The organism is Vibrio sp. 10N.222.55.A1, assembly GCF_041473835.1.
In the GTDB taxonomy this organism is placed as follows: domain Bacteria; phylum Pseudomonadota; class Gammaproteobacteria; order Enterobacterales; family Vibrionaceae; genus Vibrio; species Vibrio crassostreae_C.
The window spans coordinates 154,143-180,529 of sequence record NZ_JBFRSX010000022.1 but is presented as its reverse complement, the minus strand read 5'-3'; the positions used below and the strand labels follow the sequence as shown (position 1 = coordinate 180,529).

At 44.9% G+C, this 26,387-nt stretch carries 29 protein-coding genes; 16 read left to right on the top strand and 13 right to left on the bottom strand.

The features are described 5' to 3' along the window. Window positions 1-228: 228 nt before the first annotated feature. From AB4493_RS07370 to AB4493_RS07360, 3 genes are all read right to left on the bottom strand, one after another. Entirely contained in the window at window positions 229-1,362 is a 1,134-nt protein-coding gene (locus AB4493_RS07370) for a flagellin (protein ID WP_372058932.1), read from the bottom strand. Window positions 1,363-1,483: 121 nt separating this feature from the next. Further along, on the bottom strand, window positions 1,484-2,407 hold the full coding sequence (locus AB4493_RS07365; protein ID WP_371724310.1) for a Dyp-type peroxidase: 924 nt from the start codon (window positions 2,405-2,407) through the stop codon (window positions 1,484-1,486). A gap of 65 nt (window positions 2,408-2,472) precedes the next feature. After that, window positions 2,473-2,934, bottom strand: a complete 462-nt coding sequence (locus tag AB4493_RS07360) for a DUF2919 domain-containing protein (protein WP_372154733.1) — start codon at window positions 2,932-2,934, stop codon at window positions 2,473-2,475. Window positions 2,935-3,043: 109 nt separating this feature from the next. Here AB4493_RS07360 and AB4493_RS07355 point away from each other — a divergent pair, with 109 nt between their 5' ends. Beyond that, window positions 3,044-3,400 (top strand): DUF2956 domain-containing protein, encoded by a 357-nt coding sequence (locus AB4493_RS07355; protein WP_372099687.1) that lies wholly within the window; start codon window positions 3,044-3,046, stop codon window positions 3,398-3,400. Between the two features lie 12 nt (window positions 3,401-3,412). Further along, window positions 3,413-3,745: a DUF4156 domain-containing protein gene (locus AB4493_RS07350; RefSeq protein WP_372137934.1), complete on the top strand. Its 333-nt coding sequence runs from the start codon at window positions 3,413-3,415 to the stop codon at window positions 3,743-3,745. Window positions 3,746-3,813: 68 nt separating this feature from the next. Here AB4493_RS07350 and AB4493_RS07345 read toward each other — a convergent pair whose 3' ends face one another. Next, window positions 3,814-4,101, bottom strand: a complete 288-nt coding sequence (locus AB4493_RS07345) for a helix-turn-helix domain-containing protein (protein ID WP_004734273.1) — start codon at window positions 4,099-4,101, stop codon at window positions 3,814-3,816. 205 nt (window positions 4,102-4,306) lie between these two features. Between AB4493_RS07345 and AB4493_RS07340 the strand changes: the two genes are divergently transcribed. From AB4493_RS07340 to AB4493_RS07325, 4 genes are all read left to right on the top strand, one after another. Next, complete coding sequence (locus AB4493_RS07340) at window positions 4,307-4,654, top strand: ArsC family reductase (protein ID WP_017060699.1); 348 nt, start codon at window positions 4,307-4,309, stop codon at window positions 4,652-4,654. Between the two features lie 98 nt (window positions 4,655-4,752). Then, window positions 4,753-5,889, top strand: coding sequence for a succinyl-diaminopimelate desuccinylase (gene dapE, locus AB4493_RS07335; RefSeq protein ID WP_372154732.1), 1,137 nt, complete (start codon window positions 4,753-4,755; stop codon window positions 5,887-5,889). A gap of 45 nt (window positions 5,890-5,934) precedes the next feature. Further along, the gene (locus AB4493_RS07330) at window positions 5,935-6,609 is read left to right on the top strand and encodes a M15 family metallopeptidase (RefSeq protein WP_017063385.1); all 675 of its coding nucleotides are present in this window, start codon (window positions 5,935-5,937) and stop codon (window positions 6,607-6,609) included. Between the two features lie 8 nt (window positions 6,610-6,617). Then, entirely contained in the window at window positions 6,618-6,827 is a 210-nt protein-coding gene (locus AB4493_RS07325) for a DUF2897 family protein (protein WP_017060702.1), read from the top strand. 161 nt (window positions 6,828-6,988) lie between these two features. Here AB4493_RS07325 and bamC read toward each other — a convergent pair whose 3' ends face one another. Both bamC and dapA read right to left on the bottom strand, forming a co-directional pair. After that, window positions 6,989-8,035 carry an outer membrane protein assembly factor BamC gene (bamC, locus tag AB4493_RS07320; protein WP_017060703.1) on the bottom strand — a complete coding sequence of 349 codons (1,047 nt, stop codon included), beginning with the start codon at window positions 8,033-8,035 and terminating at the stop codon, window positions 6,989-6,991. Between the two features lie 48 nt (window positions 8,036-8,083). Continuing rightward, window positions 8,084-8,962: a 4-hydroxy-tetrahydrodipicolinate synthase gene (gene dapA, locus AB4493_RS07315; RefSeq protein ID WP_017060704.1), complete on the bottom strand. Its 879-nt coding sequence runs from the start codon at window positions 8,960-8,962 to the stop codon at window positions 8,084-8,086. Window positions 8,963-9,336: 374 nt separating this feature from the next. Here dapA and AB4493_RS07310 point away from each other — a divergent pair, with 374 nt between their 5' ends. Both AB4493_RS07310 and bcp read left to right on the top strand, forming a co-directional pair. Next, window positions 9,337-9,879: a glycine cleavage system protein R gene (locus tag AB4493_RS07310; RefSeq protein ID WP_017060705.1), complete on the top strand. Its 543-nt coding sequence runs from the start codon at window positions 9,337-9,339 to the stop codon at window positions 9,877-9,879. Window positions 9,880-9,891: 12 nt separating this feature from the next. Continuing rightward, complete coding sequence (gene bcp, locus AB4493_RS07305; RefSeq protein WP_017060706.1) at window positions 9,892-10,362, top strand: thioredoxin-dependent thiol peroxidase; 471 nt, start codon at window positions 9,892-9,894, stop codon at window positions 10,360-10,362. A 136-nt stretch (window positions 10,363-10,498) separates the two neighbouring features. Here bcp and AB4493_RS07300 read toward each other — a convergent pair whose 3' ends face one another. Next, on the bottom strand, window positions 10,499-11,575 hold the full coding sequence (locus AB4493_RS07300) for an AI-2E family transporter (RefSeq protein WP_372136847.1): 1,077 nt from the start codon (window positions 11,573-11,575) through the stop codon (window positions 10,499-10,501). Next, a complete protein-coding gene (locus tag AB4493_RS07295) occupies window positions 11,568-11,807 on the bottom strand; it encodes a sulfurtransferase TusA family protein (protein WP_017060709.1) in 240 nt (79 codons plus the stop codon). The genes AB4493_RS07300 and AB4493_RS07295 overlap by 8 nt, the downstream gene beginning before the upstream one ends. A 178-nt stretch (window positions 11,808-11,985) precedes the next feature. Between AB4493_RS07295 and AB4493_RS07290 the strand changes: the two genes are divergently transcribed. The 4 genes from AB4493_RS07290 (at window position 11,986) to AB4493_RS07275 (ending at window position 14,947) form a co-directional block, all read left to right on the top strand. Beyond that, a complete protein-coding gene (locus tag AB4493_RS07290) occupies window positions 11,986-13,440 on the top strand; it encodes a M48 family metallopeptidase (RefSeq protein WP_017060710.1) in 1,455 nt (484 codons plus the stop codon). A gap of 122 nt (window positions 13,441-13,562) precedes the next feature. Next, window positions 13,563-13,913, top strand: a complete 351-nt coding sequence (gene arsC, locus AB4493_RS07285; protein ID WP_017060711.1) for an arsenate reductase (glutaredoxin) — start codon at window positions 13,563-13,565, stop codon at window positions 13,911-13,913. Window positions 13,914-13,919: 6 nt separating this feature from the next. Continuing rightward, window positions 13,920-14,513, top strand: a complete 594-nt coding sequence (wrbA, locus tag AB4493_RS07280; RefSeq protein WP_372154731.1) for an NAD(P)H:quinone oxidoreductase — start codon at window positions 13,920-13,922, stop codon at window positions 14,511-14,513. Then, the gene (locus AB4493_RS07275; RefSeq protein WP_017060713.1) at window positions 14,510-14,947 is read left to right on the top strand and encodes a DUF2069 domain-containing protein; all 438 of its coding nucleotides are present in this window, start codon (window positions 14,510-14,512) and stop codon (window positions 14,945-14,947) included. The genes wrbA and AB4493_RS07275 overlap by 4 nt, the downstream gene beginning before the upstream one ends. A 110-nt stretch (window positions 14,948-15,057) precedes the next feature. Here the strand turns inward: AB4493_RS07275 and AB4493_RS07270 are convergent, their stop codons facing one another. Then, the gene (locus AB4493_RS07270; protein WP_065583984.1) at window positions 15,058-16,317 is read right to left on the bottom strand and encodes a DUF2066 domain-containing protein; all 1,260 of its coding nucleotides are present in this window, start codon (window positions 16,315-16,317) and stop codon (window positions 15,058-15,060) included. Window positions 16,318-16,594: 277 nt separating this feature from the next. Between AB4493_RS07270 and AB4493_RS07265 the strand changes: the two genes are divergently transcribed. Beyond that, the gene (locus AB4493_RS07265; protein ID WP_017060715.1) at window positions 16,595-17,833 is read left to right on the top strand and encodes a uracil-xanthine permease family protein; all 1,239 of its coding nucleotides are present in this window, start codon (window positions 16,595-16,597) and stop codon (window positions 17,831-17,833) included. A 141-nt stretch (window positions 17,834-17,974) separates the two neighbouring features. Here AB4493_RS07265 and upp read toward each other — a convergent pair whose 3' ends face one another. After that, the gene (gene upp / locus AB4493_RS07260; RefSeq protein ID WP_017060716.1) at window positions 17,975-18,601 is read right to left on the bottom strand and encodes a uracil phosphoribosyltransferase; all 627 of its coding nucleotides are present in this window, start codon (window positions 18,599-18,601) and stop codon (window positions 17,975-17,977) included. Window positions 18,602-18,770: 169 nt separating this feature from the next. Here upp and purM point away from each other — a divergent pair, with 169 nt between their 5' ends. Further along, a complete protein-coding gene (gene purM, locus AB4493_RS07255) occupies window positions 18,771-19,811 on the top strand; it encodes a phosphoribosylformylglycinamidine cyclo-ligase (RefSeq protein ID WP_017071054.1) in 1,041 nt (346 codons plus the stop codon). Between the two features lie 132 nt (window positions 19,812-19,943). Next, window positions 19,944-20,618, top strand: coding sequence for a phosphoribosylglycinamide formyltransferase (purN, locus tag AB4493_RS07250; protein WP_372122443.1), 675 nt, complete (start codon window positions 19,944-19,946; stop codon window positions 20,616-20,618). Between the two features lie 109 nt (window positions 20,619-20,727). Here the strand turns inward: purN and AB4493_RS07245 are convergent, their stop codons facing one another. Beyond that, window positions 20,728-21,573: a class II glutamine amidotransferase gene (locus AB4493_RS07245; RefSeq protein ID WP_136973718.1), complete on the bottom strand. Its 846-nt coding sequence runs from the start codon at window positions 21,571-21,573 to the stop codon at window positions 20,728-20,730. Window positions 21,574-21,640: 67 nt separating this feature from the next. Continuing rightward, window positions 21,641-22,216 (bottom strand): D-sedoheptulose 7-phosphate isomerase, encoded by a 576-nt coding sequence (gene lpcA, locus AB4493_RS07240; RefSeq protein ID WP_017063379.1) that lies wholly within the window; start codon window positions 22,214-22,216, stop codon window positions 21,641-21,643. Between the two features lie 329 nt (window positions 22,217-22,545). Here lpcA and fadE point away from each other — a divergent pair, with 329 nt between their 5' ends. Next, a complete protein-coding gene (fadE, locus tag AB4493_RS07235) occupies window positions 22,546-25,011 on the top strand; it encodes an acyl-CoA dehydrogenase FadE (RefSeq protein ID WP_372154730.1) in 2,466 nt (821 codons plus the stop codon). A 128-nt stretch (window positions 25,012-25,139) separates the two neighbouring features. On the opposite strand, the gene AB4493_RS07230 is transcribed toward fadE, so the two are convergent. Then, the gene (locus AB4493_RS07230) at window positions 25,140-26,387 is read right to left on the bottom strand and encodes a TIGR03503 family protein (protein WP_372154729.1); all 1,248 of its coding nucleotides are present in this window, start codon (window positions 26,385-26,387) and stop codon (window positions 25,140-25,142) included.

Genomic DNA, 26,387 nt, shown 5'->3' with positions numbered 1-26,387 from the left:
AAGTTACTTTTAATAACGGCGTGATTGGCGAAACCTTTAGGAAAAAAACAACAAATTTAAAGAAATAGCGGTAAAACAGAAGAAAGCGTGACTGGTCGTAAAATTATCGAAAAAAGATGAGAAAATCGCTAAAGTTGCCGGGAAGTCAGTCGAGTGAGAAATTGTATTTTTATTCGCCAAAAAGCACCGACCAAGCTGAAATGCTTTTATAAGATTGTAGGTAATTCATTAACCTAATAACGTTAAAGCTAGATTCGGCGCTTGCTTGGCTTGAGCAAGTATCGTTGTGCTCACTTGCTGCAGTATTTGTTGCTTGAGCATTTGAGTGGTTTCTTTGGCGTAGTCGGTATCTTTGATTCGACTGTTTGATGTCGCCAAATTCTCATGAACGTTTTCAAGATTGTTAATGGCATGATCAAAGCGGTTTTGCATTGCCCCTAATTCAGAGCGATGGCTATCGACATACTTCATCGCCGTATCCAAAATAGAGACGGCGCGCTGAGCACCACCCACATCCGTTACATTGATGTCATTAACTGACTCGTAATAGCCCGCTGACATCGAAAGCTCACTGGCTAATGAACCTGAAAAAGAGATGGTACCCGCGGTATCTTCACCTGACATATAAATCTGAAGTTGTCCGTCATCATTAACAGAAGCCGATAAGAGATCCGTTTGACCATTAATGTAGGTCGCCAACTCTTCGATATCATCGCCCGCTTTCGCGTTGATGGTGATCTCTTGTGGCTGACCAAAACGATCGGTAAACGACATCGTCATATCATTCTGGTTTGATTTCACTTCCCATGAATCACTGGCCATGCCATTAGCAACGTAGCTAAAGCCGCCCATGTTGATGTCATCAGTACGCATGCTTTTCAAACCAATCTGCACAGCTTCGCCCGAACTGCCACCAATCTGAAATGACGTACTACCAAAATTACCATTGAGAAGTTTTTTGCCACCAAAAGAAGTGGTCTCTGCAATACGATTCAGCTCATCGTTTAAGGCGGTAATCTCTTCTTGAATCGCCGTTCTTTCCGACTGGCTATTTGAACCGTTGCTTGCTTGTAGAGACAAGTCGCGCATGCGCTGCATGATATTGGTGGTTTCATTCATCGCGCCTTCAGCGGTTTGCATGATAGATATACCATCATTCGCATTACGCACAGCGACATCAATACCACTCATCTGCGCTTCCAAGCGGTTCGAAATTTGTAGCCCTGCAGCATCGTCTTTAGCGCTGTTAATACGACTCCCTGAAGCCAAGCGCTCCAAAGATTGGTTCAGCATGTTATTGGCATTAGAGAGGTTTCTCTGGGCCACCAGCGCTGAGACATTGGTATTAACAGTTATAGCCATAGACCTTCGCTTACAAAAAGAGGAATAAAACTCACGATTGCTCTTATATCGACCAATTCATATAAAGCTTTAATAAAAAAGGAGCCCTGAGGCTCCCTTTGTTTATTCTTTTTGAGACGACTTACTTAATCGTTAATGCACTCAACATCTCAGTTGAAGGAGCAAAGTAATACGCGCCAGTCACCGCTTTAGTAAAGCGAAGCAGTTGGTCTGTTTTGCCATCAGTTACGCCGTACATGCTCTCTAACATCGCATCGAAGTTATGACGAACGTTACAGTAAGCAATGAACAATAAGCCGTGGTCGCCCGTAGCAGTACCGTAAGGTAGACTGTGGCGAACAATCTTAAGCCCCTTGCCTTCTTCTTTGATATCCACACGGCCAACGTGAGACGCCGCAGGAACATCATCTAACTCAATTGAATCAGGTTTAGTTCGGCCAATCACTTTCTCTTGTGCCGATACATTCAAACGATTCCAAGCTGGCAGGTTATGCACAAAACGCTGCACCATTACATAACTACCACCAGCGAATTCACCCTCAGGCACAATAGCGACTTCAGCACGTTGTGCGTCTTTCGGGTTTTCAGTGCCATCAACAAAGTCTGTCATGTCACGAGAGTCTAGGAAGCGGTAACCATAAGTTTCATCAACCACTTCAACATCAGCTGCTACTTCAGATAGCAATTTACGCAAGATAAAGAAGTGCAGATCATGTCGGTTTGAATGACAGTGAATCAGAACATCAGACAGTGTGCTCGGCGCGGTGATATCACCTTCACCCAGCACAGGGAAGTCGATCAAATCAGCGGGCGCTGCTTGCTCGAACTTATCCCAAAAAGCTTTTGAGAACGCAACCGATGCCGTTAAGTTCGCATCAGGCTGAGTTTGGTTTAGTTCGTCGATTAGAGTCGGAAGCTTTTGAATTTCTGCTAGTACATTAGCAGTATTAGCGTTCACTTTAAGTTGAACGTAAAGCGCGAAAGGCCCAGCTTCAGGCAAAATAGCACTTTGAACGTTAGGCTGCTCATTTGAAACATTAAGCATAGATTATTCCTTCCAGTTTTAGCTTCTAAGTATAATTGTGAATGGGACAAATGTTTTGATGAGAATCAGTCTTCGTGCTCAACCACTTTAAAGCAATCCCTTGCAGCATGGCTATTGGTTAGATAAAGCGCTAACCACAGCAGCAACAATAGGGTGATGCCATTTGACCAACGGAACCATCCGTTATCCAAATAGATTAAATAAATCGTATGGGAGCCCTGTGCCAAGATAGCCATCGTGGTAACCCAACGTCCCCATGACACGACTTTGTTAAGGCGCTTTCTATCTGGCGATCTTAGCCCAAATAACCACATCAGCAGCAAACTAGGCACACTCAACGCGATCCCGACATAAAACATCTGATGGTCTGGGTAGATTATCTCAAGAATATCGGTTCCCGATTCTCGGCTTGCGCCTGCAACAATGAAAACGACCAAGGCTTTCGCAAGAAACAACCAACCTAGCCAGAGCAAGATTGGAGCTTTCAAAAAGCCGTGCTTGTCGTATTGTTCTATGGAGTACCGCACAAATCTCACTTTCACTTATTTTCAAACCAACACTTTAACGCAAATCATTCATACTTAACTAGCTTTGCGTTATCTTAGTAGCCAATCCGTTTTAATTGTCGAACTCAGTATGAAAAACAAAACTAATACGCCCTCTGTTGAATCTCAACAGGAAGCACTGAAGATAGCCAAAGCGACTCAAAAGCCAGCTCAAACCAAAGAACAAACTAAACTGATTGCTCAGGGTATCGAGAAAGGCATCGCACTGTACAAGAAACAGCAAAAAGAACGCAGCCGCCAAGCCGATAAAGCTAAAAAGCGCGTACAGAAAGAGAAGCAGACTCTACAAGCGAACCAAGACCAAGACCAAGACCAAGAACAGAATGTCGACTTGGATAATGAAACAACATCAAATCACGCCAGTAAATTGCCGTGGTTATTATTGTTCGCTAGCTGGATAGGCTTCGCGATTTATTTGATGAAATAACAGGATAAGCGTATGAAAAAGGAATTAATCGCTTTGGCTATGAGTAGCGTGTTACTCGGTTGCACGACACCGACATCAACGCCTCATAGCGAAGCTGCCAACGTGCAAATGGATTACCATGGCGTGATTAATATCGATAAATGTCAGTATAAAGGGGAAGTCACAGGCAGCGAAGGCCATTGGTACAACTACCTGTTTTACCCAAATGACACATTGATTCAAGGCGCCATGAATCAACTCAAGTCGAATACGATTGAGCTAGGCGCAGATACCGTGATATTCACACTTCCCCAAGATTTTTCCACATCCGTGACTATGCTTGGTACCGCCTACCTGTGCGAGTAAGCAACTAAAGCGGCATATCGATATGCTTTGATTTTATGACACCCAAAAGAAAGCCAGCTTTCGCTGGCTTATGCACTAAATCCAAGGCTTGTTGCTATATCGCCTTTACGCTGGATAACCCATTGACTGTCAAATGGCCCCCAGTCGGATAACTGGTAATAGCCATCATTATGACGTCGCCCATCTTGAACAAACATAAGTTCGATACCGATCCCCGGTAACGCCTTGAGTACATCTTGAATAGTACGACGAGGCCACCCCGTTTTTTCGATGAGTTTAGGCACATTTGGCCTATCAAGGCTTTCCACTAACAATGCTAAATATAGCCGCCTTGCAAAAACAGGACTCAACTCCATTGACACCTCCTATATATGTGCAGCTCAATTATTTCTTTTTTCGCTGACAACATGTTGAGGCTGATCAATAAGTCTCCAATAGTGACATTTTCTTACGCTTTTTTTTCACTCTATGAAATATTCATCACTCTATTTTGTCTGAGTTGCTGCTTCCTGATAGGATTCAACTCATAACAATGAAATAAAATCACTCAAAGGAAGAATAATGACTATCACCATGTTTGGTATCCCAAATTGCGACACCATTAAAAAAGCAAAGAAATGGCTCGAAGCTGAAGGTATCGAGTTCGAATTTCACGATTATCGCAAACAAGGCATCACAGAAGAGCTAGTAACAAGCTTCTGCTCTGAGCTAGGCTGGGAGCTTGTGCTAAACAAACGTGGTACGACTTATCGCCAACTTTCTCAAGAACAGAAAGACACCCTAACAGAAGAAAAAGCGGTGACTTTGCTTGTTGAACAACCTGCAATGATCAAGCGCCCAATCTTAAAAGTTGAGGGTAAGCTTCACATCGGATTTAAAGCCGACCAATACGCGGCTATTTTTGCTTAGATCGTTGTATTTACATAGACAGACAACAGGACGTTGATCAGTGAATCAGCGCCTAAAAATTAATGACTAGACGTTTTATTTAAACAAGGAATTCAAGGATGACAGATAGCCCAACTTTGGCTCTGGCAAAAGACCTAATCAGCCGTCAATCGGTAACACCAGAAGATGCAGGCTGCCAAGACCTGATGATTGAACGCTTAAAAGCACTCGGTTTTGAAATCGAAGTGATGGTATTTGAAGATACGACCAACTTCTGGGCTCGTCGTGGTACTGAAGCGCCTCTGTTTGCTTTTGCTGGTCACACTGATGTGGTACCTGCAGGCCCAATCGAACAGTGGAACACTAAGCCATTCGAACCGACTATCGTAGACGGTTTCCTACATGGCCGTGGCGCTGCTGATATGAAAGGCTCTCTGGCTTCAATGATTGTTGCCGTCGAGCAGTTCATTGCCAAACACCCAGACCACACAGGCTCAATTGGTTTCCTGATCACTTCAGATGAGGAAGGTCCTTTCATCAACGGTACTGTACGTGTTGTTGAAGCATTAATGGCGCGCGGTGAAAACATCGATATGTGTATCGTTGGTGAACCATCGAGCACTGAGTTCGTGGGTGATGTCGTGAAGAACGGCCGTCGTGGCTCTATCACTGGCGACCTAACGATTAAAGGCACACAAGGTCATGTTGCCTACCCTCACCTAGCAAACAACCCAGTACACAGCTCTCTACTTGCGATCAACGAACTGGCAACGACCGAGTGGGACAAAGGTAATGATTACTTCCCGCCAACCAGTTTCCAAATTCCAAATGTGAGTGCGGGTACTGGTGCTTCAAACGTGATCCCTGGTGAGTTTAATGTTCAGTTTAACCTACGCTTTAGTACAGAGTTAAGCAACGACATCATCGTTGAGCGCATCACAACGACACTCGACAAGTATGATTTCGAATACGATTTGAAATGGACATTCAATGGCGACCCGTTCTTAACAGACGCAGGCTCACTGCTTGATGCTATTGTTGATGCAGTGGGTCACGTCAATGATGTGAAACCAGCACTGCTAACGACTGGCGGGACATCTGATGGTCGCTTTATTGCACGTATGGGCGGACAAGTGGTTGAACTAGGCCCTGTGAATGCAACGATTCACAAGGTTAACGAATGCGTGAAGGTAGCCGATTTAGAAAAGCTAACTGACATGTACGAAAGAACATTAGTGAACCTATTCGCTAAATAGTCTTTCATCAGCGATTCATAGCATCCAATTATTGAGAGACTCGTTATGACACCAGAGCAGCTTACCGGACAATCAGATTCTCATCTAGAGCCTAGCCTGATCGGCACCAAGACCTTCTTGGTCCACAGTGAGGTTAAGAATGACCTGAATAATTTGATTGAAGCTGCTCAGCTCGCTGGTTTTAAAATGGAGATTGCCAGTGGCTTTCGCGACTATGAAAGGCAATCTCTGATTTGGAACCGTAAGTTTTCTGGCGAAGCTCCGATATTAGATTCAGAAAGCCAACCTCTTGATGCTTCAAAACTGACCGAACAACAAAAGCTATCGGCTATCCTGAGATGGTCTGCGCTTCCCGGCGCGAGTCGTCATCATTGGGGTTGTGACTTCGATGTCTTTGCTCGTAACCACTTACCTGAAGGCATACATCTGCAATTAGAACCATGGGAATACCTTACTGGCCACCAGCAATCGTTTTACCAATGGCTATCAGTTCATGCTGCACAATTTGGTTTCTTCTTTCCTTACAGCCAAGATTTGGGTGGTGTGGCGATCGAACCATGGCATATCAGCCATCGCAAAGTATCGGAGTCGTGTTTATCACAGTTATCTCCGACTTTACTTGGCAAGCAACTCCAATCTAAGCCAGTATTAGGGTATGAGATTATTATGGAGCAGCTAGACGAGATCTATGCACGCTTCGTAGCGAATATCAGTCATTAGGAGCGCTTATGTTGGAGTGGCTTACAAACCCTTGGGTTATCATCATCATCGTAGTTAGCGTTGTTGTGGGTAACATCGCAGCGCTCAAACAGACAGCCAATATGGATCTGACGGGGCGTGGTAAAACTGAGCGAGATTTAGATAAGCTCAATCGCTCGGATAAACTTAACCAAGAGAAAGCTGAAAAAGAAGAATCCAAAGACAATAAAGACGCATAGCCTTTTGCTTTGGCTAATCAGCTTGATTGACCAATTTTGATTGACCAATGTAGCCTGATGACAACGAATACAATAAAAAAGAGGACACAGTGTGTCCTCTTTTTTATTTGCTTTTGCTAATCACAAGGCTGATTTAACTCAGCTTGTGACGGCTTGAATGACTACTCAGCTTTCGCTTCTTTGTCATCTTTGGTTTGGTCAGCAATATGCGCTAATACCGGAACCATAGACTTAAGCAGCTCTTCTTCTACTGGCTTACCTGATGCATCCGTTACGTTGATTGACGTACGGTTGCCAAGGTCACCAAATAGGAAGTTGTAAGTGCCTGGCGCTAAGTCGATAGGCTGTAGGCCAATTTCTTCCCAGAACTCATCATCTGGTGCTGCGTACTTCGCCTTCACCGTACCCTGAGATTGATTGCGTTCTTCAAGCTCAAAGCCCATTTCAGGCAACAAGTTAGGCAGACGCTGCCAGAATACATTGTATGGCGTACGAGCAATAATCACAGGGAAACCACTACGGTCAGCACCCATTGAAATTGGAATACGCTTCACCAACTCTTGCGCTTTCAGCGCCGCTTCAGCACGAAGGTTTTCATCGTACTTAGCCATAACTAGGTTGGTCAGGAACGCGTTGTAACGCTCTTTATTGGTTGCCGTTACTGTTTTCTCTTCAGTACCTTCACGCCAATCAATCAGATTAATCTTGAAGCCATGACGGTTGTTTGCTTGGAAGCGAGAGATAGAGTAACGACTACCAATCTCTACGTCTTCATCTTCAGAAACCCAAGTTACCCAATCGGTCTCAATCTCATTCTCTGATTGCTCACGAATACCAATACCACGTTGAGCCAGCATATCTACAGCCGTTTGCCACACGCGGTCTGCCTCTTCTGCGCGAAGAAGCCATAGTGTCACTTCACCGTTTTGACGCTCAGCACGAGCACCCGGGATCAGTTCAAGAACCTGTTGCGGTGGACGAATATCCACTTCACGACCAGTACCACCACTGAATTCACCGCTTGGGATGTCAAAATTTGGGTAGAACTGAGGCTGAGCATCTACAGGCAATTGCCATTGTGAAAACTCAGGTGTTTCTAAGTATTCGAAATCATCTTTGGCTTGGCGACGTTGAGTCGGGTTGCCAGAACATGCTGTAAGAACGAAAACAGCCAGTGACCCAATCACTAGCTGGTGAGAATACTTCATTTATACTCCTAAATGCCGAAGGTTCGCTTCGGCATCACTTCATACGTTTTAGTAAATGCACGCTTCAGTCATTGCTTGAGCAACAACAGGTTGAGCTGGCTCTGACAGTTCAGTCAGCGGTAGACGTAAGCCACCTTCAGCAATCAGACCCATTTTATGAACCGCCCATTTTACGGGAATAGGGTTAGACTCAACGAACAAATTCTTATGTAGAGGCATCAAACGCTCATTGATCGCTTCCGCTTCTTCAAACTTACCTTCTTTTGCTAGCTTGAACATGGTTGCCATATCAGCGGCTGCAACATTGTTCGTTACAGAGATCACGCCATCGCCACCACGCTTAACAAATTCTAGGCCTGTTAAGTCATCACCACTTAGTAAGATAAAGTCTTCGCCACAAAGTTCACGGTGAATTGCAATTCTGTCGAGATCACCCGTCGCATCTTTCAGTGCAACGATGTTTTCGATCTCAGCAAGACGAGCAACCGTTTCTGGCAACAAGTCTACCGCAGTACGACCTGGAACATTGTATAGAATTTGTGGAACGTCACTGACTTCAGCAATCGCTTTGTAGTGTTGGTACAAACCTTCTTGAGTCGGTTTGTTGTAGTAAGGCGTTACGCTCAGGCAACCAGCAATACCAGAACCATTCAACAAACGGCTGAATAGAACAGATTCATGAGTTGCATTTGCACCTGTACCAGCGATAACGGGAATACGACCATCAGCAAATTCAACGATCTTGTTGACGACTTTGACATGCTCTTCAATAGTGAGTGTTGAAGACTCACCTGTTGTGCCAACCGCAACCAGACCATCACTACCTGCAGCAATATGGTGCTCAACTAACTTTTTAAGGCTGTCGAAATCCACTTCACCATCTGTATTAAATGGCGTAACTAGCGCAACGATACTTCCTGAAAACATGTCTATCTCCCTTAATTTATTCTTTTTGCATGTTACTGTAAGCCAATCAATAAACACAAGACATTAAAGTGGCTTACCGGCAACATCTGCATTAAATATTGTCGTATGTTTGAGGTAAAACGACTTCTAACGGCGTTCTACCTAGAATTTGGGTAACCTGCACTCAATCTAGCGGATAGCACATCACTGGATGTCAGTAACAAGTAAGCTGTGCTCTCATCGCTCTATCTCATTTTTTAACGCGCTCGATATTCTTATCATTGGTTGCATGTTCGAAGCAAGGTCGCACATAAAAAGCCCCGCACGCACGCTTATTCCACGAGCTAACTGTGCTAACATGCATGAATCAATGGAATATAAAGAGACGTGATTTTATGACTCAACATCTAGTAATCACAGCTGTGGGCACTGATCGCCCAGGTGTATGCAACCAAGTGGTTCATTTAGTCACCCAATCAGGCTGTAACATTATTGATAGCCGTATCGCCCTGTTTGGCGAAGAATTTACGCTTATCATGCTGCTGTCTGGAAAGGCAAACAACATTACCCGCGTTGAAACCACCTTGCCCTTGCTTGGACAAGAGCACGACTTGATTACGATTATGAAGCGAACCTCAACTCATGATGTTATTGAGAACTCTTACACAGTAGAGGTGTTCGTTGAGTCAGACGATAAAATCGGACTTACTGAGCAGTTTACCCAGTTCTTCGCAGACCGAAACATCGGCCTCGATTCGTTAAGTGCACGAACCATCAATAAATCTAAGGTTCAACTCGACAACGACCAATTCCATATCTCTATTACCGCTTCTGTGCAATCAGAATGTAACTTGATGCAGCTACAAGAAGAATTCGATTCGCTGTGTCAGAGCCTATCAGTCCAAGGCTCGCTCAACTTTATCAAAAACAGTCTTTAAAAAGGAAATGTCATGAATACGCTAACGGCTGGTGTTCCAGCACCTGCTTTTTCTCTTCCAGATCAAGATGGCAATATCGTATCTCTTGGTGACTTCAAAGGTAAAAAAGTACTTTTCTATTTTTACCCTAAAGCAATGACTCCAGGTTGTATTGTGCAAGCGGAAGGCCTGCGTGATATCAAAACACAGCTTGATGACCTAAACGTGGTTGTTCTAGGTGTGAGTGTTGACCCAGTAAAACGTCTACCAAACTTCGTTGAGAAGAAATCTCTAAACTTCACCCTGCTATCTGATGAAGACCACAGCGTTGCTGAACAGTTTGGCGTTTGGGGCGAGAAAAAATTCATGGGTAAAATCTACGACGGTCTGCACCGTATTAGCTTCCTAATTGATGAAGAAGGTCAGATTGAACATGTCTTCAACAAGTTCAAGACTAAGACTCACCACGAAGTGGTTCTAGATTACTTCAATCAAGAAGCTTAAGGGCGATTTGAGTGAGTTAATGACTTAGATTCATCACTTTCTAAGGCAATAGCAACACTCATTAAGCTAATTATTAAGCTAAGAGCAAAAAGGCCGAACATCATGGATGTTCGGCCTTTTTCTATAACAAGATCAATTACTTTTGATGTTCGGGGTCATCGTCTAATGCGTGACTCGGTAAGGCATTCCAAACCGCCTTAACTAACGTTGCCAACGGGATAGCAAAGAACACGCCCCAGAATCCCCACAGTCCACCAAACACTAACACGGCAACAATAATGGCCACTGGGTGCAGGTTCACCGCTTCAGAGAAAAGAACAGGAACGAGCACGTTACCATCTAGCGCTTGGATAATACCGTAAGCGAGAAGCAACCAGTAAAACTGAGGTTCTAATCCCCACTGGAACAAACCGACAATCGCGACAGGAACGGTCACAGCCGCCGCACCGATATAAGGAATCAGTACCGAGAAGCCAACCGCGACAGCCAGCAGAGCTGAATAACGTAAATCTAGAATCGCAAAGGTCACGTAGCTGACACCACCGACGATCAAGATCTCAAGGACCTTGCCGCGAATATAGTTCGAGATTTGTTGGTTCATCTCAACCCAAACCTTGGTCGCTAGACGACGGTTTTTAGGCAACACGCCACTCGCCATGCTGATCATCTCTTCTTTATCTTTTAATAAGAAGAAGATCAGCAGCGGCACAAGAATCAAGTAAACCGCTAAGGTCGCTAAGCTCACAAGAGAAGCAAGAGAACCTTTGACAACACTTTCACCAAAACCTAACGCTTTGTTCTTGGCGTTAGACATAATGGACTCAACGATCTGCAGGTTAGCTAATTCTGGATAGCGTTCAGGAATCGTCGCAATGAAGTTTTGCAAGCTGCCATACATGCTTGGGATATCATTAATTAGATTGCCCACTTGTTGCCAAATGGTTGGTACCAAGCCAAAGATCGCAAGTAGCATCACGCTAAAGAACATCATGATCACCAACATCACCGAAGGCGTTCTTGGAACACCGAGTCTTTGAAGTTGGGTAACAGGCCACTCAAGCAAATAAGCCAACACAATCGCAACCAAGAGCGGTGCAATTAGGTGACCAAAGAAGTAGATCGTAATAAAGCCGAAGAGAATGATGGCAACCAAACTGACAGCATGGGGATCAGAGAAACGTCGTTTATACCAACGATTGACCATTTCAAGCATCTGACTGCAATTCCTTTTTAGTGACGAGGAGATGATGGTAATTAGAGCAAACCTCAGTGATGACGTCATAGGCTTGCTTAGACAAATAAGTAACAATATCTTTCATCGAACTGTTATCAGACACATAAATTGACAATGACTGCCCTACTTCTAACTTTACACTGTGACGCTTGGCTAATAATAGCGCCATTGGACAGCGCTCTTGGCGTAAATCTAGAATATTAGGTGTCATTCTTGAGCTCGATGCTTATTATAAGGGTCGTATTGTAATCTGTTTTTGAAAACGCGCCATCATTCATTCATCCTCCTTCATGATAGCGCACGCACTTGGCAAAGGTTAAATCAGATAAAGAACCAATTTCCATTGCACTTGTCTTACTGTCAGAAGAAACGGAGTATTACTGACTAATATGTTTAAACGCGCTCGCTCAATTGCTTGCTTATGCATCGCAGCTACATTAAGCACCCCAACTATGGCGAATACCAATAGTTTGGAGCTACCAGATATCGGTACCGCTGCTGGCGGCACACTCACTATCGACCAAGAGCTTATCTATGGTGATGCCTACATGCGCATCATCAGAAGTAGCCAGCCTATCGTAAACGACCCAGTTCTAAATCTATATATTGATACTCTTGGCCATCGTCTGGTCGCGAACGCAAATGATGTAAAGACACCTTTCCAGTTCTTTATGATCCGTGACCGCAACATCAACGCCTTTGCTTTCTTTGGTGGTTATGTTGCTTTGCACTCAGGTCTATTCCTGCATGCACAATCTGAAAGTGAATTAGCTTCTGTATTAGCGCACGAAATCGCGCACGTAACCCAACGTCACTTAGCGCGTAGTATGGAAGACCAAGCGCGCCGCTCTCCAGCAACCATTGCAGCGCTAGCAGCCTCTGTATTACTGGCAATTGCAGCTCCTGAAGCCGGCATTGCAGCCCTAACGGCAACGACTGCGGGTAATATGCAAAGCCAAATCAACTACACCCGTAGTAATGAAAAAGAAGCCGACCGCTTTGGTATCAACACGCTAGCAAAAGCTGGGTTTGATGTGAATGCGATGCCACGTTTCTTTGGCCGTTTAGCTGATGAATATCGCTATGCGAGCACACCACCGCCAATGCTACTGACTCACCCATTACCAGAAGACCGAATTACCGATTCACGTGCTCGTGCTCGTAGTTACCCGCCACTGAAACTGGCTCCCTCTCTGGACTACCACCTAGCAAGAGCCCGCATTGTTGCGCGCTATGCTGGCATTAATAATGATGCTGCTCTTGATTGGTTTGAGCGTCAGCTAAAGAAAGCCCCTAAAGCTTTGGTTCCGTCATTAGAATATGGCCAAGCACTGGTTTACCTAGACTCTAAAAAATTAGACAAAGCAGAGCCCATCCTGAACAAGCTGATTAACAGCGATCCAACCAACCTGTTTTATCTAGATGCTATTTCGGATCTGCACATCGAGAAGAAGCAGCCTGAGATTGCGATTAAAGAACTTAAATCGGCACTGGTTCGTCAACCAAACAACCCGGTTCTGACCATTAACTACGCCAACGCACTGATTGAAAATGAAGATCTTCAAGAAGCGGTTCGCGTATTGCAGCGTTACACGCACGATAACCCGAATGACACCAATGGCTGGCACTTACTTTCAAAAGTAAATACGAGCCTTGGTAATAGCGACGAAGAACTGGCTGCTCGTGCAGAAATTTTGGCACTGCAAGCCAACTGGAACAAAGCGATTCAGTACTACACGCAAGCAAGCCAAATCGCAGAATTAGGAAGCCTAAAACAAGCACGCTACGACGCTCGAATTGATCAGCTAATGATTCAACGAGAGCGCTTCTTGTCGCTACAATAGAGTGTTTACTGGTAACGCTCGTTGCCAGTATAAAAAGAAAGCTCAACGTTACACAAAAAAAGAAGTCACCTATGGTGGCTTCAGCTAAACAATTAAATCAAAAATAATAATGAGGAAGAACCATGTCTGTCGTGATTTATCATAACCCACGCTGCTCAAAGAGCCGTCAAACTCTAGAAGTGCTTCAGGAAAACGGCGTACAGCCAGAGGTCATCAAATACCTGGAGACTCCGTTAACAGTTGAACAGCTGAAAGTACTGTTCACTCAGCTTGGTTTTGACAGTGTTCGCGACATGATGCGCACCAAAGAAGCGGACTACAAAGAAGCAAACCTTGGCGATGCTTCAGTTACTGATGAAGATCTTTTCGCCGCGATGGCAACCAATCCAAAACTGTTTGAGCGCCCAGTCGTTGTCGCGAACAACAAAGCAAAAATTGGTCGTCCACCAGAGCAAGTGCTAGAGATTCTGTAATCCAATATGAGCATTAACATTCTTGTTCTTTATTACAGTCGCCACGGCAACACACAAGCTCTAGCAAGGCAGATTGCACGAGGGGTTGAGTCTATCCCAAACTGTGAAGCCATGTTAAGAACGGTGAACGACGTGTACACGGTAGAAGAGCAGCCTGATTCACGCTATCAACCAACCGATCCTATTGCCTCGTTACAAGAACTTCGATCTTGTGATGGTTTGGCGCTAGGCAGTCCGGTTTGGTTTGGTAACATGGCCGGGCCAATGAAGCACTTTTGGGATAGCACGACATCAATGTGGATCAATGGTGATCTCATCGATAAGCCAGGTTGTGTATTTACCTCTTCTTCATCATTGCATGGTGGTCAAGAGACAACACAACAAAGCATGATGTTGCCCCTGCTTCATCACGGCATGTTAGTCGTGGGCATCCCCTACTCAGAACCGGCGCTGCACACCACTCAAACTGGTGGTACGCCTTATGGTGCAAGCAGTACTGGAGAGAGCGCTTCACTTAGCAAACAAGAGATTGAGTTGGCGCAAAACCTAGGTAAACGCCTAGCGCGCATCGCAATAAATCAGAAGGGAATTTCTCAATGATGTATATGCCAGAGAAGGCTATGTCTCCCAAAACCAAGCTATTTCGCTACCTTGCTTTAGCGGGCAACTTGTCACTGTTATTCTGGGTGGTGGCTTGGCAGATGACGCTTTCACCGCACCCTCATCTCAGTAATGTCACACTGGCGATTGCTTGGGCTATCCCGCTGTTATTGCCATTACCGGGCATTTTAGCAGGAAAACCTTATACGCACGCATGGGCAAATTTCGTCTTGATGCTCTATTTCCTACACGCATTAACTATCTTGTATGTAGACGATGGTGAACGTTTATTAGCGGCTGTAGAACTGCTTCTGACGACTCTAGGTTTCGCGGGCAATATCTTATTTACTCGCTTTAGAGCCAAAGAGTTAGGCATCAAGTTGAAGCGCCTTTCCGAAGTAGAAAAGAGAGAGAAAGCTAAGTTCGAGCAATAATATTGAGCCCATGCTTTTAAACTGACCGCTTACAAACAAAAAGCCCTGCGAGATTGCTCTTGCAGGGCTTTTTTCAAGTTTTCATTTCAATCAGTCATGTCAGCTGACAATTATGAGCGAACCCACTCGTATACCAAGCTTGGCTTAGCATGTACTGGCGCAGTGATGGTTAGATCTTCTGTACTAGAATCCTCTAACGTTGCGTCAGGCGTATTCGTTAGCTCAGCATCCTCAGATATCTCGTTGCCCTTAATCACTTGTACGCCTGAGTCAGTTTCGTCACCAACGACTTCAGCAGCGTCTGTTGAATCATCACCTACAGACATTGTGTTGTCTTGAGTTTCAAATTCAGGGCTCACTTCAGGCTCAATGTAAGATTCTTCAACCTTCGCGACTTGTCGAATACTTGCTACTTCTTGCTCAAACTCTTGTTGAGTCGACAATAAGTGAATTCGGAAAGTGACTTCGTTGTTCTGAATCTTCAGAATATCTAGGCTTGCCACCGAGTTTAGACGCTTAAGTGCGTTCTCTAACTGGAAGAAGTCTTGAGCATTATTCAGGCTAATAAACTGCGTTAAAATCGATTCTGATGACTCACTCGCTACCGTCACAGCACTTTTTCCTGCGTAGTAGTTACTGATTTGGTCAACTAACTTCTTAGAAGTCGTGTCGCTGTTACCCGATAGTGAACCACTTACAGGCGATGTTGGTGCACTCGTCAATTGACTTGGCTTTTGATCGTATAGAGCCCAACGTAGGCCTGAAGATTGAGCCTTTATCACCAACACAGCATCAACAGGATAACGCTGACTCGCTTTACTGATTGGCGTAACAAAGCTACCCCACAAATCAGAAGTCGCAATACCCGTAATATCGTCAAAGTCACCCACAGGCAGCGTTAGAGGCAAGCCACGCTCTTTTGCGTTAGCTTGTAAGCTAGCTGCTAACTGTGAGTTAGAGTGTTCCCACACGATATTCTTGTCGTAGTTGTCCTCTTCCACCAGCCAAACAAGGATGTTTGAACGCGTGTCAGGCCAGTACGGTAACTGTGCTTGAGTCAATAGCGAACGGATTTGAGCACCGTTAAAACGCATACGCAATGTTGAGTGGTCATTGCTTTCACCAAAACTCATTTGAGACATGTACTGCGAACTCTTGCGCATCGCCTTTTGAATCGTCTCATTCGAAGCGACATCAGTTTGGCCGGTCGCACGTATCAATACCTGCTCCATACCTGTATTTCTTGCCACTTGTTCTGGCTGTTTGTCTTCAGCGTTAATCGCAACTTCAGCACTAAAGATATCTACTTGAGTTAAGGCATAACTCGGAGAGGCTAATAGTCCCATCAACAACAATGCTATGTAGCGCATACTGATCCTAATATTCAAATCTTGTGCCTAGATGATAAGCAACTATGGATTGAGGGGCAAGGTCGATAGAGCCCACTGTGTTTAATAACCACAAAATATCACCTGGCCATGATAAATCGCTCACTTATAAACTGAATTTCTAGGGCTTAGATGGATATAAAACATCATTAAGATAAATAAATTTGATCTATTTGGTGTGGCAATCGATTGCTAAGTGATAGAATCCCGCGAATTTTATTTTTCGCTTTTCATATAACGACCATTTTAAGGACATAACATGAAAAATGCTCTGCAAGGTGCGCAAATGCTGTTTGTAGCATTTGGTGCGCTTGTACTCGTGCCGCTACTAACAGGACTTGACCCCAACGTTGCACTCTTTGGCGCAGGTATCGGTACCCTTTTATTCCAACTTATTACACGCCGTTCAGTGCCAATCTTCTTAGCATCTTCTTTTGCATTCATCGCGCCTATCATGTTTGGTATTCAAACTTGGGGTGTCGGTGCAACCATGGGCGGCTTGATGGCGGCGGGTGTTGTGTATGTACTAATGGGCGCGTTAATTAAAGTTCGTGGCGTTGGCTTCATCCATAAACTGCTTCCACCAGTCGTTGTTGGCCCTGTGATCATGGTTATCGGTTTAGGTCTTGCACCTGTTGCAGTTAACATGGCGCTAGGTAAGACAGGCGATGGTGCGGTTCAGCTTGTTGATGCAGACGCTGCCCTGTGGATCTCTTCAATTTCACTGTTAGTGACGATTGTCATCAGTGTGTTTTCAAAAGGCTTCCTTAAGCTACTGCCAATCTTCGGTGGTATTGTTGCGGGTTACATCACCAGCTTGGTATACGGCGCGGTAGACTTCACTCCAGTAGCGCAAGCATCTTGGTTAGCACTGCCAAACTTCACAACGCCAGAGTTCAACATCAACGCTATCTTTTTTATGGTATTTGTCGCGATTGCACCTGCCGTTGAACACGTAGGTGATATGCTTGCGATATCTAACGTGACCGGTAAAGACTACCTTAAAAAACCAGGTTTACACCGCACTATTACTGGCGACGGTGTGGCAACAATTGCCGCTTCAATGCTGGGCGCGCCGCCAAACACTACGTACAGTGAAGTAACAGGCGCAGTAATGCTTACCAAAGCATTCAACCCTGTGATCATGACTTGGGCTGCAGTCACAGCCATCGTTCTTGCATTGGTTGGCAAGCTAGGCGCACTACTTCAAACGATTCCGGTTCCTGTAATGGGCGGAATCATGATTCTACTGTTTGGCTCTATCGCAACAGTGGGTCTTAACACGCTAATCAAAAACAATGTTGACCTACACAAATCACGTAACCTTGTGATTGTGGGCATTACTTTAGTCTTTGGTATTGGCGGCATGGCCTTTGGTATCGGTGACTTTAGCCTACAGGGCGTAAGCTTGTGCGGTATCGTTGCGATTCTACTTAACCTAGTACTTCCAGAAGAGCTAGGTGACAACACTGTGGTAGATAAAGCTCAAATCGATTAATGAGTCGGTAAGGCTAGATTCCAAAGAATCACAACCTAACAAGATCAAAAAAGGGAGAGCATCGAATGCTCTCCCTTTTTATTAATACGGTTAATTCAGCGAGTTAAGGAACTGTTTAGAGTCACTTAAGCTGAAACCGAATTACTTAGTACCGAAGATCTTATCGCCAGCATCGCCAAGACCAGGAACAATGTAGCCCTTGTCGTTTAGCTTCTCATCGATTGCAGCCGTGTAAAGCTCAACATCTGGGTGCGCTTTTTCTAGAGCAGCGATACCTTCAGGAGCAGCAACAAGCACAAGAATCTTAAAGTGCTTACAACCTTTCTCTTTCATCAGGTCGATAGTCGCGATCATAGAACCACCTGTCGCAAGCATTGGGTCTACCACTAGAGCAATACGCTCATCGATGTTAGATGCAAGCTTGTTGAAGTATGGTACTGGCTCAAGTGTTTCTTCGTCACGGTAGATACCAACAACGCTGATACGTGCACTTGGGATGTGCTCAAGAACGCCGTCCATCATGCCTAGACCAGCACGTAGGATTGGCACTACCGTTACTTTTTTACCTTTAATTTGGTCAACTTCTACTGGACCGTTCCAACCGTTAATCGTCACACGCTCAGTTTCAAAGTCTGATGTCGCTTCGTATGTTAGAAGGCTACCCACTTCTGTCGCTAGCTCACGAAAACGCTTAGTGCTAATCTCACCTTCACGCATCAGGCCAATTTTATGTTTTACTAGCGGGTGTTTCACTTCAACAACTTTCATTTCCAACTCCGGCAATATTTAAACAAACCTGTAGATTATACACGAACTCTAGGGTTATTTCAGAATCTTTATTCTAATAAAAAAAACCGCGCAAACGTTTGCTCTTCATATTCAAGCCCTGTTAGAATAGCGCCGTTTTCACATCCAACTTAAGTTCGAGGACTATCCCGTGAGTGGTAATACTTCTTCTCTAAGCTACAAAGACGCTGGTGTTGATATCGACGCAGGTAATGCACTAGTAGACCGTATCAAAGGTGCTGTTAAACGCACTCGTCGCCCTGAAGTAATGGGCGGTATTGGTGGCTTTGGCGCCCTATGTGAACTTCCAACGAAATACAAAGAGCCGGTACTTGTTTCAGGTACTGATGGTGTTGGTACTAAACTTCGCCTTGCTTTGGATCTGAAAAAACACGACACCATTGGTATCGACCTAGTGGCAATGTGTGTGAACGACTTAATCGTTCAAGGTGGTGAACCGCTATTCTTCCTAGACTACTACGCAACAGGTAAGCTAGATGTAGATACAGCAGCAGACGTTGTTTCTGGTATTGCTGAAGGCTGTGTTCAAGCTGGCTGTGCACTAATCGGTGGTGAAACTGCTGAAATGCCAGGCATGTACGAAGGCGACGACTACGATGTAGCTGGCTTCTGTGTTGGTGTTGTAGAAAAAGCGGACATCATTGACGGCACTAAAGTAGCAGCAGGCGACGCACTTATCGCTGTTGGCTCAAGTGGTCCACACTCAAACGGTTACTCTTTAATTCGTAAAGTCCTAGAAGTTTCTGGTGCTGATAAGAATGAAGAACTAGAAGGTCGCACTATCGGTGAGCACCTACTAGAACCAACTAAGATTTACATCAAATCAGCGCTTAAGATGATTGCAGAGCATGACATTCATGCTATCTCACACATCACAGGTGGTGGTTTCTGGGAAAACATCCCACGCGTACTTCCTGAAGGTACTAAAGCAGTCATTGATGGCAAGAGCTGGGAATGGCCTGCTATCTTCAACTGGCTACAAGAGAAAGGTAACGTGGAGACATTCGAAATGTACCGCACTTTCAACTGTGGTGTAGGCCTAGTTGTTGCTCTACCTAAAGATCAAGCAGACGCTGCTGTTGAACTACTGAAAGCTGAAGGCGAAAACGCTTGGGTTATCGGTGAGATCGCAAACGCTGAAGCTGGCGAAGAGCAAGTTGAAATTAAATAAGTGATACGCTCACTTACTTAGTTAATCAATGAGGACCTAATGGTCCTCATTTTGCTATTTAGCCCGCAGAAAACCTTAGTTTATGTAGGTACATTGTAAACAATTCAGTTAATCAATCGTATGACCCACTCTATGAAAAACAATCACTCAAATAAAACCAGTCACTCTAATAAAAACATCGTTGTGTTAGTTTCAGGAAGCGGAAGTAACTTACAGGCAATTTTGGATGCCTGTGATAACAATATGATTGATGCTTCAGTTAAGGCTGTCTTTTCAAACAAAGCAGAGGCTTTTGGATTAGAACGAGCGAAAACCGCAGGTGTTGGCGCACATTCAGTGAATCCAAAAGACTTTGGTTCACGTGAAGAGTTCGATCATGAATTGATGATTCAGATTGATGCATACCAACCCGATTTAATCGTACTTGCGGGATATATGCGTATCCTGAGTTCAGAGTTTGTTCGTCACTATGCGGGTAAAATGGTCAACATCCACCCTTCCCTGTTGCCTAAATACCCAGGCCTACACACCCACCAGCGTGCCATTGATGCACAAGACAAAGAGCACGGAACTAGTGTCCACTTTGTTACTGAAGAGCTTGATGGGGGTCCTGTGATCTTACAGGCTAAGGTACCGGTATTTGAAGATGATGATGCTGATATGCTGGCAAGCCGAGTGCTTACCCAAGAACACTGCATTTACCCTATGGTCTGTAAATGGTTCGCCGAAGATCGTTTATCAATGCTAAATGGGCAAGCTGTCTTAGACGGTAAGGCATTAGGTAAACACGGTTACGCAGAAGAGTAATTCTTCAGAAACTAAATCAAATCCAAAAAAAGGCCGCTCACTGATTCATTAGTTCAGTAAGCAGCCTTTTTTTTATAGGGTTCAAATAATACTATTCGAGACACTTAGCTCAGCTCAATGGTTCAGTTGGCGCTTGGCTTGCTACCTTCTTCGGCGCATAAGCGACATCTTCCAACGCTTTATGATTGTTGCCAATCAGCTCACCAAAATGAAACAGCGCATATTCGCCCGGCTTCATTCTAAACCACTGTTCATTGTCTGTTAGAGGCTGAGTTGCCACCACCGTAACCACATCATTAGGCGTAGTTTCTTCCTGGAAGTTTATCTCAACATCTTCATCAATCAGGCTCGCTTTACCAAAAGGTGCGCGCCTTGTTATCCAGTACAAATGGTTAGTACAGTAAGTCATCACGTACTCACCATCACTCAACAACATGTTGAAAACGCCTTTCTCTCGGAGCTGGTCACAACATTCCGCTACGAAGCGAAACATACCTTCCATATCTTGAGGTGGCTCAGGGAAACGCTCTTCAAGTTGTTTGAGTAGCCAACAGAAGGAGAGCTCACTGTCTGTCTCGCCAACCGGTCTGAAACGACCACTAATCAGATCGTCGTAATCCGTTAATTGACCATTGTGAGCAAAGGTCCAGTATCGCCCCCAAAGCTCACGAGTAAAAGGGTGTGTATTCTCTAGATTAACACCACCACGGTTCGCTTGACGGATATGACTGACAACGGCTTGGCTTTTAATTGGGTAGTTTTGAACCAACTCAGCGATCTTAGATTCACAGCTAGGGTTAGGATCTTTAAATGTACGAAAACCCTTTCCTTCATAGAAGGTAATACCCCAGCCATCGCGGTGCGGGCCAGTATTGCCTCCACGCTGCATAAGACCAGTAAAGCTAAAACAAATATCAGTTGGCACATTCGCGCTCATACCGAGCAATTCACACATGGTTTAATCTACTCCCTATTAAAACCAATGGAGCCACAAACCTGGGCTCCAAATGTCTGTAAAACTGTTATTCCATCTCTTTTTCAACAAGCTGAATCACAATATGGATGATCTTAATGTGAATCTCTTGGATGCGATCTGCGTAACCAAAGTGTGGCACTCGGATTTCAATATCGGCGCAACCCGCCATTTTTCCGCCATCTTTACCCGTCAATGCAATCGTCTTCATGCCTTTAGCTTGAGCAGCTTCAATCGCTTTTAGAATATTGGCAGAGTTACCTGAAGTCGACAGACCGAACAACACATCACCTTTACGACCGACCGCTTCTACATAACGAGAAAATACGTGGTCGTAGCCAAAATCATTACTCACGCAAGACAGGTGGCTTGGATCTGAAATCGCAATGCCAGCGTAACCTGGACGGTTTTCACGGTATCGGCCTGTAAGCTCTTCCGCGAAGTGCATTGCATCACAGTGTGAACCACCGTTACCACAAGAAAGCACTTTACCCTCTTGCTTGAATGAGTCAGCAATCAGTTTTGCCGCCGCTTCAATTTGAGCGATGTTATGGTCATCACTCAAGAACTTATTCAGAACGTCAGCAGCTTCGTTCAATTCACTTTTGATTAGGTCTTGGTACATAAGGCTTATCTCTTATTTTTTTTGACGCAGCTTAAAGTGCGTGAAATGAGAACTGAGGGTTTTCCCCTCTTTATAGCTGAGTTTACCCACAAACATGAAATAGTGTCGACACTTAAGCCCAAAGATTGCCACCTTAATTAACTTGTCGTTGTAAATCCGTCCAAATATTCGCCACCAACCTCTCACAATTAGAACTTTAACTCTATTGAGATCACTTTTTACTCACTTTGGAGTTTTACAAATATTTAATATTTTGTTTACACTTGACTGGTTAGACCTCTTACCTAAAACTTAATAACAATAAGTGATCTCTGAAAAGGAAATCGATCATGAACATATTGCTCTCCCTACTCGGCATGACCGTCATCTTAGGCGTCTGTCTTTACCATAGAGTTAGTCTGGTACGTGCATTAGTTGTATTAACCGGCGCAATGGTAGCATTAACTCTGTTTGGCGGCGTGGCTGTTACTGGCTGGCTTTGCTATCTATTAGCCGTTGCGATCTTTGCTGTACCGACCATTCGTCAGACACTGATCAGCCAAAAAGCACTCTCTTTATTTAAGAAAGTTCTACCGGCTATGTCTCAGACAGAAAAAGAAGCACTAGAAGCTGGCACAGTATGGTGGGAAGCAGAGCTGTTCAAAGGCAAACCTGAATGGAAGAAGCTTCAGAACATTGCTGACCCGAAACTCTCTGAAGCTGAGCAAGCGTTTTTAGATGGTCCAGTAAATACCGTGTGTGAAATGGTCAACGATTACCAAGTGACGCATGAGCTTGCTGATTTGCCACCAGAAGTATGGCAATACCTGAAAGACCATAAATTCTTCGCCATGATCATCAAGAAAAAGTACGGCGGCTTAGAGTTCTCAGCTTACGCTCAATCTTTGGTTCTACAGAAGCTAACGGGAGTTTCTAGTGTATTGTCATCAACGGTTGGCGTACCTAACTCATTAGGCCCTGGTGAGCTATTACAGCACTACGGTACAGAAGAACAAAGAAACCACTACCTGCCTCGCTTAGCGGAAGGTAAAGAGATCCCTTGTTTTGCTCTGACTAGCCCAGAAGCCGGTTCAGATGCAGGCTCTATCCCAGATTACGGTGTGGTATGTAAAGGCGACTGGCAAGGCGAAGAAGTACTCGGCATGCGCCTAACTTGGAACAAGCGTTACATCACTCTCGCGCCTGTCGCGACCGTTTTAGGTTTGGCTTTTAAATTGCGTGACCCAGATGGTCTGCTTGGTGACCAAAAAGATCTTGGTATCACTTGTGCGCTTATCCCAACGGATTTAAAAGGCGTAGAGATTGGCAACCGCCACTTCCCACTAAACGTACCTTTCCAAAATGGCCCGACGCAAGGCGACGATATCTTCGTGCCTATCGATTTCATCATTGGCGGTCAGAAAATGGCCGGTCAAGGCTGGCGTATGCTGGTTGAGTGCCTGTCGGTTGGTCGTGGTATCACACTGCCTTCAAATTCAACTGGTGGCATCAAGTCTGCCGCGCTTGCAACTGGCGCTTACGCTCGTATCCGCCGTCAGTTCAAACAGCCTATTGGCCGCATGGAAGGGGTTGAAGAGCCACTTGCACGCCTTGCAGGTAACGCTTATGTAATGGACGCTGCAAGTAACCTAACCGTTGCGGGCATCGACCTTGGTGAAAAGCCTTCGGTTATCTCTGCAATCGTTAAGTACCACTGTACTCACCGTGGCCAGCGCAGCATCATTGATGCGATGGATATCGTCGGTGGTAAAGGCATTTGTTTAGGCCCATCGAACTTCCTAGCTCGTGGCTACCAAGGCTCGCCTATCGCGATTACGGTTGAAGGCGCAAACATCCTGACTCGTTCAATGATCATCTATGGTCAAGGTGCGATTCGCTGTCACCCTTACGTACTGAACGAAATGGAAGCGGCTTATTCTGAAAGCAGCGATGCGCTTGATAAGTTTGATTCAGCGTTAGCAGGGCACGTTAGCTTTACGATGAGCAACCTAGTCCGCAGCTTGTGGTTTGGTTTAACCGATGGTCGTGGTTCTGATGCGCCAACACCTTCAAATAAAACAGATAAACAGACACAGCGTTACTACCAACAGCTAAACCGCTACAGTGCAAACCTAGCGCTACTGTCTGATATTTCAATGGCAGTTCTAGGCGGATCACTGAAGCGTAGAGAACGTTTATCAGCAAGACTGGGTGATATCTTAAGTCAACTTTACCTCGGTTCAGCAACGTTGAAGCGCTTTGAAAGTGAAGGCAGCCACGCTGAAGATCTACCGTTAGTACATTGGGGGATGCAAGATAGCTTACGTCAGACTGAAGTGGCGATTGATGAATTCTTAGCGAACTTCCCTAACCCTGTGATTGGTCGTCTGCTTCGTGTTGTGCTAATGCCATTTGGTCGTATCCGTCGTGCTCCAAACGACAAGCTCGATAGCAAAGTTGCGCACATTCTACAAACACCAAGCGAAACACGCTCTCGTATAGGTCGCGGCCAATACCTAGAAGCGACGGAATACAACCCAGTAGGTAAGATTGAAAAAGCGCTAGAAGTGATTCTTCAAGCTGAACCTCTGTTCGACAAAGTCTGCAAAGAGACACATCAAAAACGTGCCTTCTTACGACTTGATCTTGTTGCTCAGTTGGGACTTGAGAAAGGTATCTTAACGCAAGACGAAGCAAATCTTCTGATTAGCGCTGAGGAACATAGACTGTACACGATTAACGTGGATGACTTCTCACCAGAGGAGCTTGCAGCAAAATCTCAGTACCCAGACCAATCGATTGATAACGTCGCTTAAGGCCAGAAAAAGAAACAAAAACGGGACTACTATGAGTCCCGTTTTTTTGTTCATGATTTCGTTGCCACAAATTCCAATGCTTTATCTAGCAGCTTATTCTCTCTAGACAATCTAATCATCTAAGCGAGTTACTTGGGCGCCTTGAGCTGCATCTCAGGTAACGCTTTTTTCTTCGCCTTGACCTTACGAACCACAAACCAAATCAATAAGCCCAATAGAATAGCGACCACATTACCCACCGCAATAATGATCATACTGCGCTGTCTGTCATCTTCACGTTTTTGAAGGATCATCAACTCTGTTGCGATACGCTTCTGTTCAGCAAGAGCTTCTTCTTGAAGACGTCGTGACTCTGCTAAGTCGATATCTTCAACAACGCTGTACGACTGCTCGGTAATTGGAAAAATCAGCGGGCGCTGACTTGAAGCATCAGTGGCATAAACCATCCCTGACCAATTATAAATTCCTAAATCGCCATTATAAGGCACCTCTAAAGCGACTTTCATTGCGTCGACTTCAGCTTGCCCCTGCTTGTACATCACATATTCATCAGGAGCCTTGTGCTCAACATGAACCGCTAACGAGCTCGGTGCGATCATCCCCTGTTCACCAGACACCACAATAGTATGAGGTAAACCCTCTTTTCGTGATTGAATGAAAGTGCTAGTGATCGGTGTTGGGTAAACCAAGACTTCTTGCTCTTGCGCTCGCAGGAACACGCCATTACCAGAGGTAATACGCGCTCGGTATTTACCGGGCTCGATATCAATTGGCAAAGAGACAGTGAACACACCATCTCCGGCCTTTTCATCAAGATCAGCGCCATCATCGGCAAACTCGCCCATCACAACCGGCACCGGGCGCGCTTCTCTCACCAAAGACTCTTCGTTTTCAACAAACTTAGTAAAGGTAACCTTAAGCTTCACGCGATCGAGAAAATCGCGCAGCACCAGCGGCTTGCCATCAGAAGTCAGTCGAGCGGTAAATTTGATGCGCTCTGTTTGATACAACTTATCTGGGAACTCATTAGCATCCAAAACAAGATGAGACAGCAGCTTGATATTGTTCTTAGGGGAAACTTTACCTATCGCTTGCCAAGGGCCGGGCATCGGATTGTCGATAGAGATAATGTCCATGGACGATTCTTCGTACCAACGGACATTATCAGCATTGCGCCAAGAGTAGTATTTCTTGCCATCAGAACGAACCAAAACGACAGGTTTAGAGTTATCGGCTCGATAAATCACAAAGGTGACTTGTTCAATACTGGGATCAACTCTAAAACGGTTGTCCAATAAACTCATAACGGATTCTGTTGCTGCATGTAAGCCAAAACTTAACAGCAATAAGCAACCGGTAGCCAATACCCTTAACAT

Coding starts and splice junctions, on each gene's coding strand:
- AB4493_RS07325 (WP_017060702.1), top strand. CDS start 6,618: ATGTTGGAGTGGCTTACAAACCCTTGGGTTATCATCATCATCGTAGTT.
- AB4493_RS07230 (WP_372154729.1), bottom strand. CDS start 26,387: ATGTTAAGGGTATTGGCTACCGGTTGCTTATTGCTGTTAAGTTTTGGC.
- AB4493_RS07270 (WP_065583984.1), bottom strand. CDS start 16,317: ATGCGCTACATAGCATTGTTGTTGATGGGACTATTAGCCTCTCCGAGT.
- dapE (WP_372154732.1), top strand. CDS start 4,753: ATGACAGATAGCCCAACTTTGGCTCTGGCAAAAGACCTAATCAGCCGT.
- dapA (WP_017060704.1), bottom strand. CDS start 8,962: ATGTTTTCAGGAAGTATCGTTGCGCTAGTTACGCCATTTAATACAGAT.
- AB4493_RS07275 (WP_017060713.1), top strand. CDS start 14,510: ATGATGTATATGCCAGAGAAGGCTATGTCTCCCAAAACCAAGCTATTT.
- AB4493_RS07295 (WP_017060709.1), bottom strand. CDS start 11,807: ATGACACCTAATATTCTAGATTTACGCCAAGAGCGCTGTCCAATGGCG.
- bamC (WP_017060703.1), bottom strand. CDS start 8,035: ATGAAGTATTCTCACCAGCTAGTGATTGGGTCACTGGCTGTTTTCGTT.
- AB4493_RS07290 (WP_017060710.1), top strand. CDS start 11,986: ATGTTTAAACGCGCTCGCTCAATTGCTTGCTTATGCATCGCAGCTACA.
- AB4493_RS07370 (WP_372058932.1), bottom strand. CDS start 1,362: ATGGCTATAACTGTTAATACCAATGTCTCAGCGCTGGTGGCCCAGAGA.
- purN (WP_372122443.1), top strand. CDS start 19,944: ATGAAAAACAATCACTCAAATAAAACCAGTCACTCTAATAAAAACATC.
- lpcA (WP_017063379.1), bottom strand. CDS start 22,216: ATGTACCAAGACCTAATCAAAAGTGAATTGAACGAAGCTGCTGACGTT.
- AB4493_RS07350 (WP_372137934.1), top strand. CDS start 3,413: ATGAAAAAGGAATTAATCGCTTTGGCTATGAGTAGCGTGTTACTCGGT.
- AB4493_RS07300 (WP_372136847.1), bottom strand. CDS start 11,575: ATGCTTGAAATGGTCAATCGTTGGTATAAACGACGTTTCTCTGATCCC.
- AB4493_RS07330 (WP_017063385.1), top strand. CDS start 5,935: ATGACACCAGAGCAGCTTACCGGACAATCAGATTCTCATCTAGAGCCT.
- AB4493_RS07340 (WP_017060699.1), top strand. CDS start 4,307: ATGACTATCACCATGTTTGGTATCCCAAATTGCGACACCATTAAAAAA.
- AB4493_RS07355 (WP_372099687.1), top strand. CDS start 3,044: ATGAAAAACAAAACTAATACGCCCTCTGTTGAATCTCAACAGGAAGCA.
- AB4493_RS07365 (WP_371724310.1), bottom strand. CDS start 2,407: ATGCTTAATGTTTCAAATGAGCAGCCTAACGTTCAAAGTGCTATTTTG.
- AB4493_RS07265 (WP_017060715.1), top strand. CDS start 16,595: ATGAAAAATGCTCTGCAAGGTGCGCAAATGCTGTTTGTAGCATTTGGT.
- AB4493_RS07345 (WP_004734273.1), bottom strand. CDS start 4,101: ATGGAGTTGAGTCCTGTTTTTGCAAGGCGGCTATATTTAGCATTGTTA.
- AB4493_RS07310 (WP_017060705.1), top strand. CDS start 9,337: ATGACTCAACATCTAGTAATCACAGCTGTGGGCACTGATCGCCCAGGT.
- bcp (WP_017060706.1), top strand. CDS start 9,892: ATGAATACGCTAACGGCTGGTGTTCCAGCACCTGCTTTTTCTCTTCCA.
- AB4493_RS07245 (WP_136973718.1), bottom strand. CDS start 21,573: ATGTGTGAATTGCTCGGTATGAGCGCGAATGTGCCAACTGATATTTGT.
- upp (WP_017060716.1), bottom strand. CDS start 18,601: ATGAAAGTTGTTGAAGTGAAACACCCGCTAGTAAAACATAAAATTGGC.
- fadE (WP_372154730.1), top strand. CDS start 22,546: ATGAACATATTGCTCTCCCTACTCGGCATGACCGTCATCTTAGGCGTC.
- arsC (WP_017060711.1), top strand. CDS start 13,563: ATGTCTGTCGTGATTTATCATAACCCACGCTGCTCAAAGAGCCGTCAA.
- wrbA (WP_372154731.1), top strand. CDS start 13,920: ATGAGCATTAACATTCTTGTTCTTTATTACAGTCGCCACGGCAACACA.